The 20,297-nt window shown below is 58.5% G+C and carries 17 protein-coding genes and 1 pseudogene; all 18 read right to left on the bottom strand.

Annotation, left to right across the window (positions count from 1 at the left end):
- Positions 1–220: pseudogene (locus tag JQ621_RS34615) on the bottom strand (helix-turn-helix domain-containing protein); the annotation flags it as partial.
- A gap of 769 nt (positions 221–989) precedes the next feature.
- Entirely contained in the window at positions 990–1,628 is a 639-nt protein-coding gene (locus JQ621_RS34610; RefSeq protein ID WP_212241628.1) for an anthranilate synthase component II, read from the bottom strand.
- Positions 1,625–3,019 (bottom strand): aminodeoxychorismate synthase component I, encoded by a 1,395-nt coding sequence (gene pabB / locus JQ621_RS34605; RefSeq protein WP_212241632.1) that lies wholly within the window; start codon positions 3,017–3,019, stop codon positions 1,625–1,627. Before pabB ends, JQ621_RS34610 begins: the two co-directional genes overlap by 4 nt.
- Complete coding sequence (locus JQ621_RS34600) at positions 3,019–3,324, bottom strand: Dabb family protein (RefSeq protein ID WP_212241627.1); 306 nt, start codon at positions 3,322–3,324, stop codon at positions 3,019–3,021. The genes pabB and JQ621_RS34600 overlap by 1 nt, the downstream gene beginning before the upstream one ends.
- A gap of 409 nt (positions 3,325–3,733) precedes the next feature.
- Positions 3,734–4,618, bottom strand: a complete 885-nt coding sequence (purU, locus tag JQ621_RS34595; RefSeq protein ID WP_212241626.1) for a formyltetrahydrofolate deformylase — start codon at positions 4,616–4,618, stop codon at positions 3,734–3,736.
- 41 nt (positions 4,619–4,659) lie between these two features.
- The gene (gene folD / locus JQ621_RS34590; protein WP_212241625.1) at positions 4,660–5,550 is read right to left on the bottom strand and encodes a bifunctional methylenetetrahydrofolate dehydrogenase/methenyltetrahydrofolate cyclohydrolase FolD; all 891 of its coding nucleotides are present in this window, start codon (positions 5,548–5,550) and stop codon (positions 4,660–4,662) included.
- Positions 5,537–6,475, bottom strand: coding sequence for an electron transfer flavoprotein subunit alpha/FixB family protein (locus JQ621_RS34585; protein WP_212241624.1), 939 nt, complete (start codon positions 6,473–6,475; stop codon positions 5,537–5,539). The genes folD and JQ621_RS34585 overlap by 14 nt, the downstream gene beginning before the upstream one ends.
- Complete coding sequence (locus JQ621_RS34580) at positions 6,476–7,234, bottom strand: electron transfer flavoprotein subunit beta/FixA family protein (protein ID WP_212241623.1); 759 nt, start codon at positions 7,232–7,234, stop codon at positions 6,476–6,478. It lies immediately after the preceding gene.
- 161 nt (positions 7,235–7,395) lie between these two features.
- Entirely contained in the window at positions 7,396–9,837 is a 2,442-nt protein-coding gene (locus tag JQ621_RS34575) for a GcvT family protein (protein ID WP_212241621.1), read from the bottom strand.
- A 60-nt stretch (positions 9,838–9,897) separates the two neighbouring features.
- Positions 9,898–11,076, bottom strand: a complete 1,179-nt coding sequence (locus JQ621_RS34570) for an MFS transporter (RefSeq protein WP_212241619.1) — start codon at positions 11,074–11,076, stop codon at positions 9,898–9,900.
- A 78-nt stretch (positions 11,077–11,154) separates the two neighbouring features.
- Complete coding sequence (locus JQ621_RS34565; protein ID WP_212241617.1) at positions 11,155–11,865, bottom strand: ABC transporter ATP-binding protein; 711 nt, start codon at positions 11,863–11,865, stop codon at positions 11,155–11,157.
- 1 nt (position 11,866) lies between these two features.
- Positions 11,867–12,601: an ABC transporter ATP-binding protein gene (locus JQ621_RS34560; protein ID WP_212241615.1), complete on the bottom strand. Its 735-nt coding sequence runs from the start codon at positions 12,599–12,601 to the stop codon at positions 11,867–11,869.
- A gap of 89 nt (positions 12,602–12,690) precedes the next feature.
- A complete protein-coding gene (locus JQ621_RS34555) occupies positions 12,691–13,734 on the bottom strand; it encodes a branched-chain amino acid ABC transporter permease (RefSeq protein ID WP_212241613.1) in 1,044 nt (347 codons plus the stop codon).
- Position 13,735: 1 nt separating this feature from the next.
- Positions 13,736–14,614 carry a branched-chain amino acid ABC transporter permease gene (locus tag JQ621_RS34550; RefSeq protein ID WP_212241611.1) on the bottom strand — a complete coding sequence of 293 codons (879 nt, stop codon included), beginning with the start codon at positions 14,612–14,614 and terminating at the stop codon, positions 13,736–13,738.
- A 22-nt stretch (positions 14,615–14,636) separates the two neighbouring features.
- A complete protein-coding gene (locus JQ621_RS34545; RefSeq protein WP_249125753.1) occupies positions 14,637–15,968 on the bottom strand; it encodes an ABC transporter substrate-binding protein in 1,332 nt (443 codons plus the stop codon).
- A 129-nt stretch (positions 15,969–16,097) separates the two neighbouring features.
- Complete coding sequence (locus JQ621_RS34540) at positions 16,098–17,885, bottom strand: hydantoinase B/oxoprolinase family protein (protein ID WP_212241609.1); 1,788 nt, start codon at positions 17,883–17,885, stop codon at positions 16,098–16,100.
- A 14-nt stretch (positions 17,886–17,899) separates the two neighbouring features.
- Positions 17,900–19,918, bottom strand: coding sequence for a hydantoinase/oxoprolinase family protein (locus JQ621_RS34535; protein WP_212241608.1), 2,019 nt, complete (start codon positions 19,916–19,918; stop codon positions 17,900–17,902).
- 160 nt (positions 19,919–20,078) lie between these two features.
- The coding region (locus JQ621_RS34530; RefSeq protein WP_212241607.1) for a hypothetical protein at positions 20,079–20,297 on the bottom strand (219 nt) is incomplete at its 5' end.

The raw sequence follows: 20,297 nt of genomic DNA, 5'->3' as shown, positions 1-20,297 counted from the left end.
CCGTGACCAGCCGTCGCAATTGCGCGTTCTCGAGTTCCAGACGCTTGATCGCTTCTTCCGAATTTGCGTTACGCGGCGCATGCGGCGAGCCGGCCGCTTCCTCGAGCCCTCGGTTCATGGTCGGCTGGTGAGACTTGAGCATCTTTTTCCAGCGGTGATAGGTCATAACGCTCACGCCGAGTGCGCTTGAAATCTCACGTTGGGTCTTGCCCTTGGCCACGAGGTTGTCCGCCTGAGCAAGCTTGACCGAAATCTCCTCCAGGGCATGCCTCTTGCCAACCATAACGGTCCTTTCCGACCTCGAATCCGGGCAGCTGAGAACTTAGTAACCGCGAATCGTAAATCTTTTCAATAGGCCGGTTCTCATGGCGACCTTGGAGCGGGCGCGCGAATGACGCGCGAAATCGGGAGCTAACGCCTGAAGACCACAGGAGCGTACTCCGAGTTCACAGTGCATTTTGTGAAATCGCGTTCGAGATGCATTGCAGCAAAGCGATTTGGTATCATCATACGTCGCATGGGTTCGGCCCTAACCGTATCCCCTCGATGATCGATACAGACGAGTTCGACGACGAGCTATCGTCTCGGTCTCGCGCAAATGGCGCGCCATTCAGAATAAAACTGCGAACTCGTATGTCATTGAAATATTGTTGGAATTTAGAGCGCAGTCCATGCCTGCGCGCCTCAAGTAAGTACCCTAGTAAAGCCTCGGGCTTCAGGGATTTGGGCCACTCAAGCGACGGGGCGCGGCTAACGCGACCCCGGTGATTTGGGTGACCTGAAGGGGCCTCAACGCCACATCTTGAATTGATCGAGGCGAGTGTCGTCGGTCTCGTTCTTCCTGATGCAGTCCCCGGTGAGGAGCGCGATCAATGTTGCGCCAAAACTCCTTCGGAGCTCGACCTGATTTGCACCCCGCACAAGTGCGGCGCTACGACCCTAGCCTATAGCGCTTCCTTTGATTCGGGGCTCAAGGGTGCACCAAGCACTTATTGTTCTTCCACGAGTTTGGCTGCAGTGTGCGCACGAGATGATCTCCGATCCTCACGACCAGAAAGGTCCGCGAGTCGCAAGAAGTTGGAAAATATCGCGCGCCCGAATTGGGTGAGTACCGATTCAGGATGAAACTGGACCCCATAGGTTGGTTGATGCCGATGTGCAAGAGCCATGATCTCACCCTCGTCCGAACGCGCCGTGACCATTAGGGTAGATTGAGACACATCGTCGAGCTCTACAACAAGAGAATGGTAGCGCCCAACGCGCAGTGGGGACGGTAGTGCATTGAACAGGCCTTTGCCATCATGCGTGACATGCGACGCCTGGCCGTGCATGGGGCGGCGTGCGCGCGCGATCCGCCCGCCGAAAACGCTTCCGATACATTGGTGTCCAAGGCAGACGCCGAGAATTGGGACACGGCCGGAGAACTCGCGAACAACGGCCGTCGAGATCCCAGCCTCCCTTGGCGTGCAGGGGCCTGGCGAAATGACTATCGCACGTGGCTCGAGTCGAATGAGATCGCTAACGCTGGTCACGTCGTTCCGGACTACCTCTGTGGCTTCACCGAGCTGCAGGAAATAGCGAGCGATATTGAAGACGAAGGAATCGTAATTATCGATGATTGCAATCATGATGCCTCCACTTTCTCTGCACGAAAAGCGTCAAATATGCGTTGCGCCTTTGCGAGTGTCTCCTCGTATTCAGTGCTTGGATCCGACATCGCCGTGATCCCGCCGCCTGCATGAAATACCGCAACGCTATCGTCGATCGCTACGGTTCTGATCGCAATATTTGTGTCCATCTGCCCGCTGAAGCTGATGAAGCCGATAGCCCCACAATAGACCTCACGCGCGACGCGTTCGACATCGGCGATGATTTCCATCGACCGCACCTTCGGCGCCCCCGTAATCGAGCCACCAGGGAAGCAGGCGCGCAGTAAGGTGACGGCATCGTGATCACTTGTGAGTGTGCCCGTGAGCACAGAAACCAGGTGGTGCACCGAAGCATAGGATTCGAGCCCACACAGCATAGAGACCTCCACAGAGTCTGCGTCGCAAACGCGCGACAGGTCATTGCGGAGGAGATCCACGATCATCACGTTCTCTGCCCTGTCCTTCTCGCTCGCAAGTAGACGTTCAGCGCGATGGCGGTCTTCCTGCGGATCAGTGGACCGCCCGATCGTGCCTTTGATGGGGCGCGTTTCAACTTGCGATCCATCGAGTCTTAGGAAACGTTCCGGCGAGCTGCATGCAATAGTCCACTTGCCGTAGCGCAGGAGGGCGGCAAAGGGCGCCGGGTTCACCGCCCTAAGCCGACAGTAGAAGGCGAGCGGATCGAACGAACTAGGCAGCCTGGTACTGAAGCGTTGCGCGATGTTGGCCTGGAAGATGTCTCCGGCCAGAATCAGGTCGATGACATTCTGCACGGCAGCGACGTAGCCATCGCGTTTGAAACTCGAATGCCATGAGCTCGTCGTTGTGATACCCTCATTCTGTGGCACGCGCGATTCTGCAAGCGACGCCGCCAACTGGTCGGCCCGATGGCAAGCGCGTTTGCTTCGACGTGTGGCATCCTGCTCCGGCCATCCGGTCGAAACGATCCAGCATCGTTGGTCGCGATGATCGTAGGCGAGTACAACGTCGTAGAAATGCAAGATTGATTGCGGAAATCCTTGACCGGACTCTGCGGGGGGCGGCAGCCGCTCCAGTATCCTATTCATATCGTAGGAAAAGAAGCCAGCCACGCCCCCCTGGAACGGGGGAAGATCGGGGCGATGCTGTTGCGGATAGGTAGCAAGTAGAGCGCGAAGGGCATCCCATGGATCGCCTTCGAGAGGTTCGCCGTTGCAGCTGGCCTGTCCATCAGCGATCACATAGGTACTGAATGGATCGCAAGCCAGATATGAATAGCGTCCAAGCACAGCGTCTTGTGCTGCGCTGTCCAGAAAGGTGAGATGCGGCCGATGTGCGAGACATCGCATCGCCGTGATCGGCTCGATCCAGGGCAGCTCGTTGACGTGCATCAGATTTGCCATGCCACATCCATCGAATCATAGTCGGCCGCGAACCGAAGCTCTCGCAGTGGCCGCACTCGCTTGATGGACTCCTTGTAGAGATCGTGCGCCTTGTAGGCGGCAAGCTCCGTCTCGTTATCGAATTCACCGTACACGACGACGTCAACGTCGTTGCCGAACTGGTCGGTCTTGCGGTTGCGCGCGATCTCGATCCGGCGCGCATGTGGGATGGAGGTGAGAATCGAGAGGCCATCGACGATCCGGTCAATGTCAACCCTGTCCTTGGCGATGAATAGGACGATGTGACGAATCACGCCTCGGCTTTCGCTAGATTGCAGCTCTTTGGATGCTGCGAGGGCGACCGCGCATCGCAAAACGCGATGGCAATTGCCAACCTTACAGCCAAAAGGAGGTACCGGCTCTCTCGCGCGCGCTGCGCTTGAGAAGCAAAGATGGCGGCGCAGAGCATCTACCTACCAGTAAGCAACGTCACCGCGACCAGTACGCCAATGACCCCAATGCCAGGAACCACTATCCATGCCGTCTCGCTAGTCATGAGCCAATGCAGCGCCGCCTTTAACCGCAGCGGAAGCTGAGCGAGCAGCGCGACGACTAGCTCCGCGACAAAGGATCTCACCTCCACTCCAGGCAACAAATCATCCCGCAGCCCGAACAGAGATCTGGCTTGGCCCTTATGCACGGCGCTATCCCCGCCCTTCGCGCTCATCCAATTCGCTCTGAGGCAAAAGAGCCCGGACTTGCCGGGAATACCACCGTCTTGTTTCCGTTTAGGGAAACTCGATGGTGAATATGTGCGTGAATTGCTCGAGCGAGAACTTGGGCTTCAACATCCCTACCAAGAGCAACATAGTCATCAGGGCTCTGCGCGTGAGTAATTCGTACCGTGTCCTGTTCGATGATTGGCCCTTCGTCGAGATCGGCTGTTACATAATGCGCCGTCGCCCCGATGAGCTTTACACCGCGCGCATGGGCCTGCTTGTAGGGATTTGCTCCCTTGAACGAGGGAAGGAATGAGTGATGGATGTTGATGATCCGGCCAGCCATCCTTTCGCAGAACGCGTCTGAAAGGACTTGCATATACCGGGCAAGCACCAGGAGTTCGGATTCTGTTTCCGAGAACAGAGCCGCGAGACGATCCTCAGCCTCGGGCTTGTTCTCCTTCGTCACCTTGATGTGGTGGAACGGCAGGTCATGGTTCACCACCAGCTTTTGATAGGTAAGGTGATTCGACACTACGCCAACTATCTCCACCGGCAACGCTCCAATTCGCCATCTGTACAATAGATCATTCAGACAGTGGCCGTGGTTCGATACCATGAGGAGCACTTTCATTCGGCGTGCCCCGTCGTGCATCGCCCAGTCCATCTCGAAACGACTTGCGATCGCGGCGAAGCCTTCACGTAGCAAGCTGAAGGTGGCGTCAAGTTCCGACTTGAAGGACACGCGGGCGAAGAAGCGACCTAACGCCTCGTCGTCAAATTGGGCAGAATCAGTGATGCTACATCCGTTCTCGGCCAAATAGCTCGAGATCGCGGCTACGATGCCACGGCGTGATGGGCATTGGATAGTGAGTACGTAAGTTGTCATGAGCGTAGCCTCCAAGCGCCGGAAAGCGCGTCGACAAGCAATCAGAATGAAACGCCGTCTGGCCTCGCGAGGCCCACATTGTCGCAGCAAGCGCTTACGGTGTTCGCCAACAAGCAAGCGATCGTCATGGGGCCGACGCCGCCAGGCACAGGCGTTATCGCGCGCGCGACCTTCGACGCTCCCTCGAAATCGACATCCCCCACCAAGCGACGCTTTCCGCCGCTTGTTATCCGATTGATCCCCACGTCAATGACCGTCGCACCCGGCTTGATCCAATCACCTTGAATCAAGGCAGGCCTTCCGACCGCAGTAACGAGAACATCGGCGCGGCGACACACTTCCGGCAGGTATCGAGTCTCCTTGTGAGCAACGGTCACTGTGCAATTCTCGGCAAGTAGAAGCTGAGCCATCGGCTTCCCAACGATGTTCGAATGTCCCACCACGACAGCTTCAAGGCCCACCAGGCTTTCCAGTGTCTCGCGCAGCAAGATCAGACAACCGAGCGGCGTACAGGGGACAATCGCCTTCTGTCCGGTACTCAGCAGACCAACGTTCGAGACGTGAAAACCATCTACATCCTTCTCGGGTGAAATGGCGCGAATTACCGAGCTCGCTTTTAGATGGCTCGGCAATGGGAGCTGAACGAGAATTCCATGTACCGCGGGGTCCGCATTGAGCTTCGCGATCAACGAAAGGAGGTCAACTTCCGAGGTCGTCGCAGGAAGCTTGTGCTGGAAGCTGGCCATACCCACTTCGATCGTGCTGCGAACTTTGGACCGGACGTACACTTCGCTGGCCGGATCCTCGCCGACTTGGATTACCGCCAAGCCTGGCTGGATTCCATGTTTTCTCCAGAGCTCGGAAACTGCAGCGCCGATCCGGGATTGCAGTCCCTCCGCGATGGCTTTGCCATCAATCTTAGCGGCTGCCATTCAACCGCTCCGTGAGCTCAGGCACAACTTCGAAGAGATCAGCGACAAGACCGTAGTCAGCTATCTGAAAGATCGGGGCTTCTTCATCCTTGTTGATGGCAATGATCACCTTCGAATCCTTCATGCCGGCCAGATGTTGGATCGCGCCGGAGATACCAATCGCGACGTAGACATCAGGTGCAACGATCTTACCCGTCTGTCCGATTTGCCAATCGTTCGGAGCGTACCCGGCATCTACCGCGGCGCGCGAGGCTCCGACGGCAGCACCAAGCGAATCGGCCAAGCGCGTGATGGCGGAAAAGCTGTCCTGCGAACCGACACCTCGGCCACCCGACACAACTATCCTTGCGGAGGTCAGTTCGGGACGGTCTACAACAGCAATGTTGTCCTCGATCCATTCGGACAAGCCCGGGTCCTCTACCGCATGCACCCTCTCAATTTCGGCAACTCCATTGCGTCCCGCTGCCTGAAACGCGGAGGTACGGACCGTCAACACCTTCACCAAATCGCGGGATTTGATCGTCTGGATCGCACTGCCAGCGTAGACCGGCCGATCAAACGTCGCCTGGTCGTGAATGCGGATTACGTCCGATATCAACATCACGTCGAGAAGCGCAGCTACGCGCGGCAGGATGCTCTTCGCGGCTGACGTCGTCGGCCCGACGACGTGACTGTAGTTTGGGGCGAGACTGACAATCGCTGCGGCGGATGCTTCCGCCATATCGTGTCCAAAAGAAGAGTGCTCGCATACAAGCACGTTTGATACCTCATCGATCTCCGCGGCAGCGGCTGCGGCGGTATCCGCATTCGGACTCATGATCAACAAAGTGACCTCGCCCAGCTGTCTCGCCGCTGCCGCCGCCCTAGCGGTCGTATCGAGCACAAGCTGGCCGTCGGCCACGGCGCCAATGAGGAGAACAGCCATTTAGGACACCTCCAGCCCACTCTTTAGCTTCTGGATCAGATCATCGACCGAGGCCAGCTTGGTCCCGGCTTTGCGGCCTGCAGGCTCGTAAGTCTTCAACACGGTAAGTCGTGGGGCGACGTCGATTCCGAAGTCGGCTGCAGACTTCACATCGAGTGGCTTCTTTTTGGCCTTCATGATGTTCATCAATGAGGCATACCGCGGTTCGTTCAAACGCAGGTCGACGGAAACTACTGCAGGCAACTTCAGCTTGACCTTCCGCAGGCCTCCATCGACCTCCTGGGTCGTGACGGCACTATCGCCCGCCAATTCGAGTTTTGATGCATATGTGGCTTGCGCCCAACCAAGAAGACCAGCCAGCATTTGGCCGGTTGCATTCATGTCATTGTCAATCGCCTGTTTGCCAACCAGGACCAGCCTGGGCTGCTCCTGGCCGACCAGGGCTGCAAGCAGCTTCGCGACGGAAAGCGGTTCGATATCTCTCTGACCTTCCAGGACCTCAAGCAGAATTGCCCTGTCGGCACCCATTGCCAATGCCGTCCGAAGGGTTTCCTGAGCCTCACGCACGCCGATGGAGACGGCGACGACCTCAGATGCCACACCCGCCTCTTTGAGCCGCACTGCCTGTTCCAGTGCGACTTCGTCGAAGGGGTTGATCGACATCTTCACGTTGGCAAGGTCGACCCCCGAACCATCTTGTTTTGCGCGGACCCTCACGCTCGGGTCGACCACACGCTTTACTGCCACCAGTACCTTCACGCTTATTCTCCCAATAGTTAGGCGGGCGAGGATTCAGGTATTGAATTGACGGGCTGACAGATCGCCGCAACATGCGGCAAGCAAACGCTGGAATGAGTGTCGAGACGCCGATAGCGGCTACTTTGCTCACCCGAATTCGCCCGTCTCAGCAAACCACTCGCCTAAGAACGAATACGTGCATTTTTCGGATCGTAGAACGCGTGGGTCTGACAGATCGCCTGATGACGTTTACCGGCTAACTCGATCTCGAAGTCACCGGCCTTGATCCAGTCTTCAAACGAGGTCCCGGGCACGTTCACGTAACCAAGACATACGGATGCACCGACCGTGTATCCATATGCGCCGGAGGTCGTTCTGCCGACAATTTGGCCGTTGCGGTAAATTGGCTCGTCATGCAGCAGAATCGGCTCCGGATCGCTCAAGCGCAGGAAAACGAGCCGCCGCTTGAGGCCGGTCGATCTTTGCGCTTCCAACGCTTTACGACCGATGAATGCGCATTCCTTCTTGAACGATACCGAAAAGCCGAGACCGGCTTCCAATGGAGTGTCGCCAGGCGTCACGTCATGGCCAAAATGGCGGTAGCCCTTTTCACATCGGAGAGAGTCGAGTGCGTGGTAACCGGCGAGACGAACATTGAGGTCTTCGCCTTCCCTCATCAACAGATCTAAGATCGGGCCTACGAACTCGGTCGGAATGTACAGCTCCCAACCGAGTTCTCCCACAAAGGTGACGCGCAATGCGTATGCTTTGGCGTAGCCAATCTCGATCTCGCGTGCGGTGGCGAACGGGAAGGCTTCGTTGGAGAAGTCGTCAGGTGATACTCGCTGCATCAGGACGCGAGCCTGGGGTCCCATTATCGAAAGAACCGCAAAGCCAGAGGTCACGTCGGTGATGGTAACTTGGGCGGATGGGCTGAGGTTGCGGCGCACCCACGCCATATCCTGTGCCTGAGTAGCGGCAGCGGTCACCATGATGTACCGCTGCTCAGACAATCGTGTAAAAGTAACGTCGGCAACGATGCCACCGCGCGTATTGAGCATTTGAGTATACACGATCTTGCCTACCGGCACCGCCATATTGTTTGCGCAGATCCGATTGAGCTCGACTTCGGCGTCCGGCCCTTCAATGAAGGTCTTGCCAAAAGACGAAAGATCGAAGATCGCAACGTTCTCGCGCGCGGCACGGTGCTCAGCTTCGACCGCTTCGAACCAGTTCTGTCGTCCGTAGGAATAACAATATTCCGGGTTGACGCCTTGTGGAGCATACCAATTGGCGCGTTCCCAACCGCCGGCAGTGCCGAAAACGGCATTGTGGGACTTGAGCCGGCCATGCAGGGGTGTTTCGCGAACAGGACGCGCCGATTCGAACTGCCGATGCGGCCAGTGCATCGCGTAGAGCAAGCCGACGCTCTCCGAGATCCTGTCGTGAAGATAGCGACGATTGACCTGGAAGGGGTGGAAGCGAGCGATATCCACCTCCGACAGATCCATGGTCGGTTCGCCGGCAACCATCCACTCGGAAAGTGCCTTGCCGACACCAGCCGCACTCAATATGCCCTGCGAATTGAAGCCGGCCGCCACGTAGAAGCGCCGCAACTCCGGAGCCTCGCCGATGATGAACTTGTTGTCCGGCGTGAAGCTCTCCGGTCCATTCATGAAATGACGGATGCCGAGCCGCTCCAACATCGGAATCATTTCGATTGCCTTTGACATGGGAAGCTCGAACTGTTCCCAATCCTCTCCCAGTTCACAGAACTCGGAGTTCCGCGGAAGCTTCTCCATGGGAAGCGACTTGGCATGCGGTTCGAACGACCCCACCAGCAGCTTGCCCGCGTCTTCCTTGACGTAGACGTAGCCATCGGTATCGCGAAGCACAGGCAGGTCTCTTGGAATCGAGTCGTCGGCTTCCGTCGTCACATACATGTGCTCCGATGCGTACAAGGGAACGTTGACTCCTGCGAGGTGACCGAGATCCCGAGACCAGGCTCCCGCACACAGCACTGCCATCTCGCAACTGATCCGCCCCTGCGACGTCTCGACCGCTCTGATTGCGCCGCCTTCCTTGATGAATCCGGTTACACGGATCCCCTCCACGATGCGGGCTCCACCTCGGCGCGCACCCTTGACCAACGCCTGGGTCGAGTCGACCGGGTTGGTCTGGCCGTCGCCCGGGATGAAGGCACCGCCCACGATCCTGGATTCGTCGAGGAGAGGATAGCGTGCCTTGACCTCCGCGGGGCTCAGCATGTGCGCTTCGACACCGAAGCACTTGCCGAGCGATACGAGGCGAGAAATCTCGATCAGCCGGTCCTGCGTCCTGGCGATCGGCAAGCTGCCAGTGCGACGGAAGCCGGTATCCTGCTCAGTCTCTTCCTTGAGCGTTTCGAACAGACGGGCTCCGTACCGGCAAAGCTCGGTCATCGTGTGCGTGGTGCGCAACTGCATGACCAGGCCGGCGGCGTGCCACGTCGTGCCGCAGGTGACGGTGCCGCGCTCCAGCAAGACGACGTCGCGCCAACCCATCTTCGTCAGATGGTAAGCCACGCTCGCGCCGATAATGCCGCCTCCGATGATGACGACCTGTGCGTGGGATGGAAGCTTCATGTTCAACCTCATGAATTCGATGTCGAAGGAGACTGGCGCGGTTGCGCCAGCAACGGATTCCTATGCTGGGTGGATGGATTTCAGGCGCTGCCTTAGGGCAAGTCCCAGCGCAGCGGCCAAGACACACATTCCGATCCCGAGGATGATTGTCGTGCGGTAGCTACCGGTCGCATTGAACAACAGACCGGCCGTCCATGGGGCGAACAGCCCCGCGAGCCCGTACGCGATCATGAGTTTGCTGTAGATCGCACCAATGAGTGCTGGACCATATCGTTCGCCGATCAACGTCGGCATCAGCGACGCCGACGATCCGAACGCCATGCCAACGGCCGCCGCACCTGCGAGGGCGGCAGCGGCGATCGTCAAGTCGATCAACCACAGACCTATTCCCGCGAACGTGCTGGTTACGACCAGCGCCGCCCAGCCCGTCAACCATTCGACCAGCTTGCCGCCGAACAGAGACCCTACGAGATACCCAAGCATGAAGCTCGTTGGCATCAGATCGACAGCGCGGCTGGGCAGCTCGTTGGCCGAGGCGATACCAGTACTGTGAGCAACTACCGTCAGACCTACGAAGCAGATCAGGAAGAACGCTGCTCCAAGCGCAAGAGCTTCGGGTGAAATCCACGAAAATCGTTCGTCGATGAGACCGGCGTCAGCAACATGCCGACTAAACCGGTTCCTGGACAACAACAAAACTGCCAATGCAACGACGAGCATCACGATCCCGATCGCCGCAAAACATTGTTTGGGAGATGCCGTTGAGATCGATTCGCCGAAGATGAGGGGTAGCACTATTCCGCTCGTGGCGAATGCCGCCATCGCCACCCCGACGGCGAGACCGCGCATATCGTCGCGGACCGACGATGCGAGATACAGCGCAAGCCCGTATCCGATGCCGGATCCGATACCAAAGCCGACGCCGTAGCCCAACAAGAGCGCATCGTAAGTCGGAAACAGCGCAAAGAGCAAATGTCCGCCGCCGGCAAGCGCAAAAGCACCGATTGTTACCAGCGCTAGTCCAAATCGACGCAAAAGCATATTCTGCGCTACCATTCCGATCGTGAAGGCGGCCAACGCTATTGCGGGCACGAGGCTAAGATCGGCGCGAGAACGGTGGATCTCCTCTTCGAGAGGAATGAGGAAGAGGCCCCACAAATAGAGCACGCCAACCGCCGCGTTTAACATCGCGGCCGATACCACATCTCGCCAAACAGATTCGGATCGAGCATCTGCCATGTCATGCTCGCTCGGTTCTTGATCGGACGTATGGCGGCGGGAGTGCACCCTGTTCCGCAATCGCGCGTATGAGCACGGTCACACCCCCAAGTATGTTTGAAGGAGATTGCCGCCTGCAGCTAGTTCTCCGGCCGATCCGTTCCAAACCATACGACCGTGGTTCAGGAGACCCAATTCGTCGGCAATCGTGGCAATGCGTCCGATGTTCTCTTCGACGATAAGGATGGTCATTCCACCCTGACGCAGTTGATCGATGGCATCATAAATCTGGTCGATGATGACCGGTGCAAGGCCGAGAGACGGCTCGTCTAGCATCAGAAGCCTGACGTTCGCCATCATCAGCCCCCTGCCAATGCCTAGCATTCGGCGCTCCCCACCCGACAATGAGCTCGCGGTTTGCGAAGACCGCTCCTTAAGTTTTGGAAACAGGTCAAAGACCTTTCCGAGCTGCGTCCTCGTGGTTTCCATCGACGGGTTGGTGTACCCTCCCATCAGCAAGTTCTCGAGAATCGTCATGTTCCGATAGACGAGATCTCCCTGAGGAATATGCACGATGCCCTCAGAAGCCCGCTTCTCGGCTTTGAGGCGCTGGATCGATCGTCCCTCGAACTCGATCACACCACTCTGAAGCTGCATCAACCCCGAGATGGCGCGAAGCAGCGTCGTCTTGCCATGGCCGTTCGGTCCCACCAGGCCGAAGATCATCCCTTCGGCTACGGACAGAGACACTCCTTCGAGGACGGGACCTGCCCCGTATGAAGCGCTTAGATCGCTTACCGAAAGAAGCATCCTATCTCTCCGCCGTCAGTGCGGCCTTGACCGCGCTTGCACCCGAAGCACCGAGATAGACCTCGACCACGTTTTGATCCTCGGCCAACCCAGCCGCAGAGCCCTCGTAAAGCTTGCTCCCGTGATGAAGGATCACGATGCGATCAGACAGGGATGTGAGAAAGCTCATCACGTGCTCGATAAGGATGATAGTCATGCCGTGCATGTCGCGCAGTCTGCGGACTATCCTGGCGCAGTGTTCGATCTCAGTGGCATTCAATCCGCCCACCGGCTCGTCCAACAGAAGAAGCCTCGGGTTGGCCGCCAAAGCGCTGCCCAGCATGAGCAATTTTCTCTGGAGCACCGGCAGCGAACTCGCGATGGTATCGATCCGGTCGACGAGCCCGACCATTTCCGCCACTTCCCTGGCGCGCTCGCGAGCTGCGCTGTCGAAGCGCAAGCCCGGCACGAGGCGATTCCCCGAGCCAAAATAGGCGCTGCATTCCAGATTCTCGCGCACGGTCATCGTCTCGAAGACCGCGTTCAGCTGAAACGTTCGCGCTATGCCGAAATGACAAAGTTCGACTGCTGAAAACTTCGTGACATCGATGTCGCCGAAGCGAATCGATCCGCTCGTCGGAGTCGTGAGGCACGAAATGAGATCGAACAGCGTCGTTTTCCCCGCGCCATTGGGCCCGCTGATGCCCAACACCTCGCCCTGGTTCGCCGTGAACGACAGGTCGTTGACCGCGGTCATCGCGCCGTATCGCTTCGTTAGATTCGATACGGTCAAGAGTGGCGTCGGGGGTTCGGAGTTCCCTTCCCGGTCGGAGATGCCCGCTATGCTCACGATACTCCTCCGGGGTTATCGATCGGCATAAGCGCACCTGACTTTTCTTTCCGGCGGCCTCTGCGGCCGAACGAAGGCAGCACTCCAGCGATGCCACCCGGCATCGCAATCAGGATCAGGATCAGGACCATCGCATATGACGCATTCCGCCACTGCGCGAGGTCTCGAAAGAACTCATCAAGGAAGGCCAAGACCGCCGTCCCCAGAATCGGCCCCCAAACCTTGCCGCGGCCGCCAACGATCATCATTGACAGAAGAAACAGCAGCGTGGGGAGCTCAAGCACTTGCGGGCCAAAAGTCTTCATTGTCCCGGCGTAGACGCCTCCCGCGATGCCAGTAAAGAAGCCGGCTGCCGCAAAAACGATGAGCTGATACTTGGCCACGACGATGCCACGAGCAGCAGCGCAGACCTCGCTGTCGCGCATCGCCTGAAACGCCTTGCCATAGGGGCTATGCACGATCACGGTGGCAAACATCGTGCCGAGCAGAAGGCATGCAACTGCCAAGAGATAATTTCCGGTCGCAGCGAACTGATACCCGATCAGTTGAGCAAAACCAAAGTCGCCAAAACGCGCGAGGCCCCGCGCACCGCCCGTCAGGGAATAGCAAACGGTCTCGAGCTTTCGGAAGCACGCAACATCCGTGACGATCAATTGGTACATCGCCGTGGCGCAGCACAGCGTGACGACCACGACATATGCGCCCCGCAACCGCAAGGTCGTGAGCCCCATCAGCAGCGAGACCGTCACACCGGAAACGCCGGCCAGCGGCAAAGACGCCCAGGGAGAAATGCCGAAATACAGACCCAGCAGCGCGACCGTGTATCCGCCGGCGGCGAACAGCGCCATGTGTCCGATGGACAGGATACCGGCAACACCAAGAACGAGATTCCACTGCGTCACGACAGCGGCCCAGATCATGAAGAGCGTGGCTTGACCGAGGACGTAGTTGCTAGGTTGCAGGAGAGGTGCAGCGCCGAAGCCGGCGAACACCACCAGACAGACGAGCAGATCGCGACGGATGTCAGTCGTGCCGGTCATCTTAATTCCTCATCTGGAGTTTTTGACCGAACAACCCGTTGGGACGCACGATGAGAACCGCGACAACTATGCTCAGCAGGGCGGGGAAGCCCCACTTTGTGCCGAACGTGTACTGCACGAGCACCTCCACAAAGGCGAGCAGGAACGACGTAGTTAGTGCGGCCGGAATGTTCCCTAGCCCTGCCACCACACAGATGATGAGCGCTTTTAGAAGCGGATCGAGGCCGACCGTCGGGTACACCGTCGTGAATGCGGTTAGCAGCACGCCGGAGGCACCGGCGATGCAGCCTGCCAGGAGCAGGACCTTTAGGACTACGGTATTGATCGGAACGCCGTTCAATTGCGCAGCCGTCGGTTCTTGCGCGACCGCGCGAATGGCGCGACCGAGTCCGGTATGTTTGATGGTCACTTGCAGAAAAGCGACCATGATCGCACAACCGCAGATGATCAATATTGTCTGCGAGGTAATGCCTGCCCCACCCAGGTCGATCCGGCCATCCAGGTTGAACGGTTGCCTGGAAGTGGTCGGACCGATGAGATTGTTGATCATGTCCACAATGAGCATCGAAAGCGCCATCGTGAGGATGATGATGTTGATCTCGAAATTGGGCCGCGCGAAAACCCAACGAACGAGGCAGAGATAGCTAATCAGTCCCATAAGCGCGCCCCCAAGGGCACCTCCGGCGATTCCGGCCCACCATGGAAAGCCCAGACGCTCGACGAGCAGCAGCGAGCCATAGGCACCCGCAGCGAGGAATCCGCTGTGAGCCAGATTGAGCATTCCGACACTTCCCCAAATGAGGGAAAGAGCGACGGAACTCACCGCGTACAGCGCGCCGAGAGTGAGCGCGCTGACAATGATGTCCGTGAAGATTGTCATCGGGTGGTCCTCAGGCGCAGGGTTAGCTGAACCACGGCGGAAGTTCGAACTGCGCCTCGTTGTACGGCTCGGGGAAAATCAGCTTCTTCGGTACATCCGCCTTCGGGTCCTTGATTTGGTAGAGGAGATGCGGCATGGCGATCGACGGGTCGTTCGAGACCGTCGGATACGGAATTGCGGCATTGAATTCCGGTGCGTAGCGCAACGTTCCGAAAGGCGCGCGATAGGTCAGTCGCCGGAGATTGCCGGCGATCTTTCGGTTTTGCTTGTCATTGCCCGGCGCGCCCGTGCCGCCCGCGAGCGCGGCGGCGATCGCATAGTGATAGGTTTCTGAATAGGTCGACGCACCAGGATCGGCTTCCGCCTTCGGTCCGAACTTGTCCCAATAAGCTTTCCGGAACGCCTTGCCCGCCTCGTCAGGCAGAATGCCGATGACGCTGGACGTCAGAACGCCTCGGGCCGCATCCCCCGCGATATCGGAGAAGGCCTTCAGCAGCGGACCGTATTGATAGTACATCAGGCTGTTCGTCGGCTGACGCAGGAACTGGACCTGACACTGGGCAAGGTCTCCGGGGAAGAAATGCGTATTGGCAATCACCGCGGGCGCCTGCGAGCGTACCTTGTTGAGCACGGCACCCCACTCCGTGGTCGGCACCGGGACGACTTCCTCGAACGAAACCTCGAAGCCATACTTCGGAGCGGCCTCGCGGATCGCATTGGAAATCACGATCGAGTAGGGAAGCGAGCCTGTCACCAGAGCGATCTTGTTGTTCGCCGGCTTCCACGCACCCGATTTGCGGATGCGATCGAGCATCACAGGCAAGCCGACCCCGTAGTAGTATTCGGCGGGGTCGGCCATGAAGATCCCGAAGTATTTGTTCGGGTTGCTCTTGAACACCTCATGGTGGCCGATCGACGTGTTGTAATGGATGTAGATGACGCCCGCATCGGCGATCGGATCGTACTCCGCCTGGTTGGCGCCGACGTTGTATCCGTTGATGATGGCGTGCACACCGTTGCGATCGATGAGGAGCCGGGCGGCAGCCGTCACCTCCTCGGCGGTCTGATTCTTGCTGTCGATCGTAATCGGCTCGAGCCGCTTCCCCAGAATTCCGCCGGCTGCATTGATTTCCTCACAAGCCATTTCGAGACCGTGCTTGTGCTCAATCCCGTCGACCGCGAGCGGACCGGTTAGCGAAGCCATCTGTCCGATGGGGATCTTTCCCGAGGATTGCGCCTGACTCTCGTTTATTTCAGCAAGGAGCCCGGCGCCGAACGCTGCTCCTGCCGCCGAGTTACGTATAAACTGTCGGCGGCTGGTGTTTGGCGAGGCTGGCTTTTGTGCGTCAGTCATCAGTATCTCCCGTTGGCAAGCCCCATTCCCTTCCTGGGAATTGGGCGCGGCTGATCATTCACGCGCGAACGCGTGTTCTCGATCCGGCGTTAGCCGCCGGGCATACTTCTTGGGAAAATTGTGCTTCGGTTACCGGTTGCGCAGGCGACCGGTTGCCACGGTATCGACCGTCATGGATTTCGCATCGATCACGACGCCGTACACGTCCTTGGCGGCTTCGATCGAGATGTAGTCATCCAGTACGTCGGCCAAGACACGCTCCGCCGGCCGATCTTTCGGATCGCCCCATCCTCCGCCGCCCGTGCTTTCGAACTTGAACAGCTCGTCGAACGTGAATTGATGGCCTGACAGCAGGGGACTGGTCCACGCACCATTGGGCGAGTACCCCCCGATCACCAGCTCCCGCCCATCGGCGTAAACGTGTGTCGACCGCTGCACGGCGCTGCGCTGGCCGCCGTTCACGCCGGGGCTGCCCTCGCGTGTACGCGAGGTCTCCATATTCAGCTCGCCCTCACAAAGGTACCTGACCTTGAATACGGCGCCCAACCCGCCGCGGAATTTGCCGGCTCCGGCGGAGTCACGGCGCAGCTCAAAGGCTTCGTATTCGATCGGAAAGAACAGCTCGGCCGTCTCCGCCGCCATGTTCATGCAATTTCCGAGCGGATCCATAGTGACATTCATGCCGTCATTGAAGGGGGTACCGCCCCAACCGCCCGCCGGAAGGTCGGAAAACACATCCACCCTTCCGGACTTCTGATCGACCGCCGTCGACACGAACCAATTGCACTCCGAGCAGGTCGATCCCGTCACCCGTTCAGGAATTGCTTTGGCGAGCGCCTGCCAGATGGCACTGGTGATTTTGGAAGATGCCAGGGTCGTGCATCCGATCGTCGGCGCCGGCCATTTTGCATTGAGCCAGCAGTTGTCCGGCAGCTCGATCTTGATCGGCGCAAACATTCCGGCGTTGGACGGAGCGTGCGGAGCAAGGAAGAACTGCAAGGAGTAGTAGGCGGCCGAGGCCGTGTTGGCGAAAGGCGAATTGATCGAGCCCTTACAGATCGGGTCGCTGCCGGCGAAATCGACGGTGATGTCCGATCCATTGATCGTCAAGGTGACCTTGACCTTGATCGGATCCGGAGAGAAGCCGTCCGAGTCGGCAAAATCCTCGGCCGAATAGACCCCGTCCGGGATCGCTTCGATGCTCTTGCGTACGATCCGCTCCGTATAACCGATCAACTCGTTCATCGCCGCCTTGACCGTTTCCACGCCGTAGCGCTCGGCAGCACGCTGCAGTTCGGCCTCGGCGCTTTTCAGTGCGCCAAGATGCGCCTGCAGGTCACCGCGGATGTAGTGCGGCGTCCTCGTATTGTTCATGATGATCGCGAGATAATCTTCGTTGATCTCGTAGTTCTGGTAGAGCTTGATCGGGGGCAGCCTCAGGCCTTCAGCGGCGATATGAGTGCTGAACGACATGCCTCCCGCCGCGCCCCCGCCGAGATCCATCCAATGGCCGCGGCTCACGGCGAATCCGATGAGTTCACCCTTGAAGAAGATCGGCATCGTGAAGGTGATGTCGTTGATGTGTGTGCCGCCCTGGTAAGGGTCGTTCAACGCGATCACGTCTCCAGGCTTCAGGGTTTCGATCGGGAAGCGAGCGATCGCGGCGTCCGCGCTGTACTGCATCGCCGCGAGGTGCACCGGACAGTTGGCGGCCTGGGCGAGGAGGCGGACCTTCGAATCATAGATTGCATTCGAGAAGTCGAGGATATCGGCCAGGATCGGAGAGAACGATGTGCGCTGCATGATCGTCGTCATACGACTACATGCGTATTCGAAGGTGTTCCGCAGCACCTCGAAGGTAACGGGATCGATGCGATCGGAGACATCGAGCTTCGCCGTGGACTGAAGCGTGGACATGGTTTTGAAGCCCCTTAGTTGATCGTTACGATGAGGTTGCCGTGATCGTCGACGACGCCTTTGCAGCCCGGCGGCAGCACCGCGATAGAGTCTTCATATTCGACTATGCCGGGTCCTGAGACTGCCGATCCGACGCTGAGGTCGCGGTGGCTGTAGAGCGTCGACTGAAGCCATTTGCCGTCGAAATAGACCTCTCGGGTCGAGCCTTTTCCGCTCGCGCCCTTGCTCGAGAAATTGAAGAGCGGCGGCTCTTTCAATTCGCCGACGGCGGTAATGCCCAAGGCGACGAAAGCGATCGGAAAATCATCGGAACTCACACCATATTCGAGACGATGCGCCTTGTGGAACATGTCCGCGATAGCCGGAATGTCCGCCTTCTTGATCGTGCCGGACGGGATGTCGGTATCAACCTCATAGGTCTGACCCACATAGCGCATTTGCGCGGTCCGGGTGATCTTCACGCTGGCAGCGTCGATGCCATCCCCCTCTAACCGCTTGCGGGCCTGACTTTCGAGATCGGCGTAGATTCGATTGAGCTGCCCGACATCCACCTCGTCCAGCGACGCGTAGTGGAAGGCTTCGATATCGTGACGAACGTTCATCGCCGTAGCCCCGAACGCGGAGGCCACACCAGCCTGGCCAGGAATGACGACCTTCGGGATGTTCATCGCCTGCGCGACCATGCAGGCATGCATGGGGCCAGCCCCTCCGAATGATGCAATCACGAAGTCGCGCGGATCACGCGCACGTGCGACGACCCCCCCCTTGACCGCCTGAGCCATCGTCTCGCAGGAAATTTTGATCATGCCTTCCGCGGTCTCGAGGCGGGAAAGGCCGATCTTGGCAGCAAGCCCGTCGATCGCCTTCTCGGCCGCGGCGATATCGAGCCTGAACTTGTCGGAAAGAGAGGGATTGAGACGCCCGAGGATCAGGTTCGCATCGGTGATCGTCGGCTCGGTTCCGCCGCGCCCGTAGCAAGCCGGGCCCGGCTCCGAACCGGCGCTGCGCGGCCCGACGCGCAACGAGCCGCCCTCGTCGACCCAACCAATCGACCCGCCGCCGGCACCGACGGAGTGGATGTCCAGCATCGGAACGCTGACGGGCACCTCCCATTCGAGCTCGTAGTTCCGAGTGATCAGTCCGCGGCCATCTTCCACGATCGAAGCATCGAAGCTCGTTCCACCGACGTCGGTATGGATGATGTTCCTGAATCCTGTCGTCCGGCTGAGATACGAAGCGTACGCAACGCCGCCGGCCGGACCGGATTCGATCAGTTCCTCCGGTCGTTGCTTAGCGTTCTGGGCACCCATGACGCCGCCGTTGCTCTTCAGAATGAGCAAGACCCCAACGAAGCCCTTCGCCTTCAGAGCGTCCTGCAAGCGATCGAAATAGGAAGTCATGACGGGCATCATGCAGGCACGAATAGCCGTCGTAGTGAACCGACCATGCTCGCGGAAGATCGGCCGCGTCTCGGCCGAAATCACGATGTGCGCACCGGGATTGTACTCGCGTACGATCTCGCGCATCTGCCTTTCGTGCTCGGGATTCACGTAGGCGTTGATGAAACCAATTCCCACCGACTGCAGACCGCGCTCCGCGATCGTTTTCGCAACCTGGCGCGCAGCTTCGTGGTCCAGCGGGCGACGGGCTTCACCACGAACTGACATACGCTCGGAAATGGCGAACCGGTTGCGTCGCCGAATGAGCGGCTCCGGCTTGGTCTGATACGGATCGTAGAGTGCCTTACGATGCTGTCGGCCAATCTCGATCGTATCGCGGAAGCCCTCAGTGGTGATGAAAGCAGCATCCGGATAGTTGCGCTCGATGAGCGAATTCGTAGCTGTGGTCGTTCCGTGCATGAGATGGGAGATGTCCCCGAACGGAATGCGCGCCACCTCGATCGACTGGACCACCCCGCGCGAGCGATCATCCTTCGTCGTCAGGACTTTCGCCGTCCTGTGCGACCCATCCTTTTCGTTCCACGCAAATAGATCGGTAAACGTGCCACCGACGTCGATTCCAACGCGCCACATATTCGTACTCCCCCTGCTTATGCGCTCGCCTCATTGCAGCGCTGCATTTGAAGGAAGTCTACATGTCACATGTTTTTCGTCAAGCGATCATGCAGACTTTTTTATGTTGGGTTGGTTCCCGAGTTTTCGACTTTTGCAGACTTGGAATCACTGGGTATTTTCATGTTGGCTTGTGAGCTGCCGATTCACCGCCGCCCCGCGCACATATAAAGTGCAGTTCCTGGGTCATGGCGATCTGCCAAATCTGGCAGTAGGGGCAGCGAGCGCTGATTATCAGCACGCAATCTCTGCGCTGCACATAATAAAGTCTACATACTTTTGATTTTATGTCAACCCATGATGTAGGGTTTTTATGTGGTACAGTCCCTGTCTCTTCGGT

The sequence above is a fragment of the Bradyrhizobium manausense genome (assembly GCF_018129685.1).
Taxonomy (GTDB): domain Bacteria; phylum Pseudomonadota; class Alphaproteobacteria; order Rhizobiales; family Xanthobacteraceae; genus Bradyrhizobium; species Bradyrhizobium manausense_D.
This window is presented reverse-complemented; position numbering and strand designations above follow the sequence as displayed.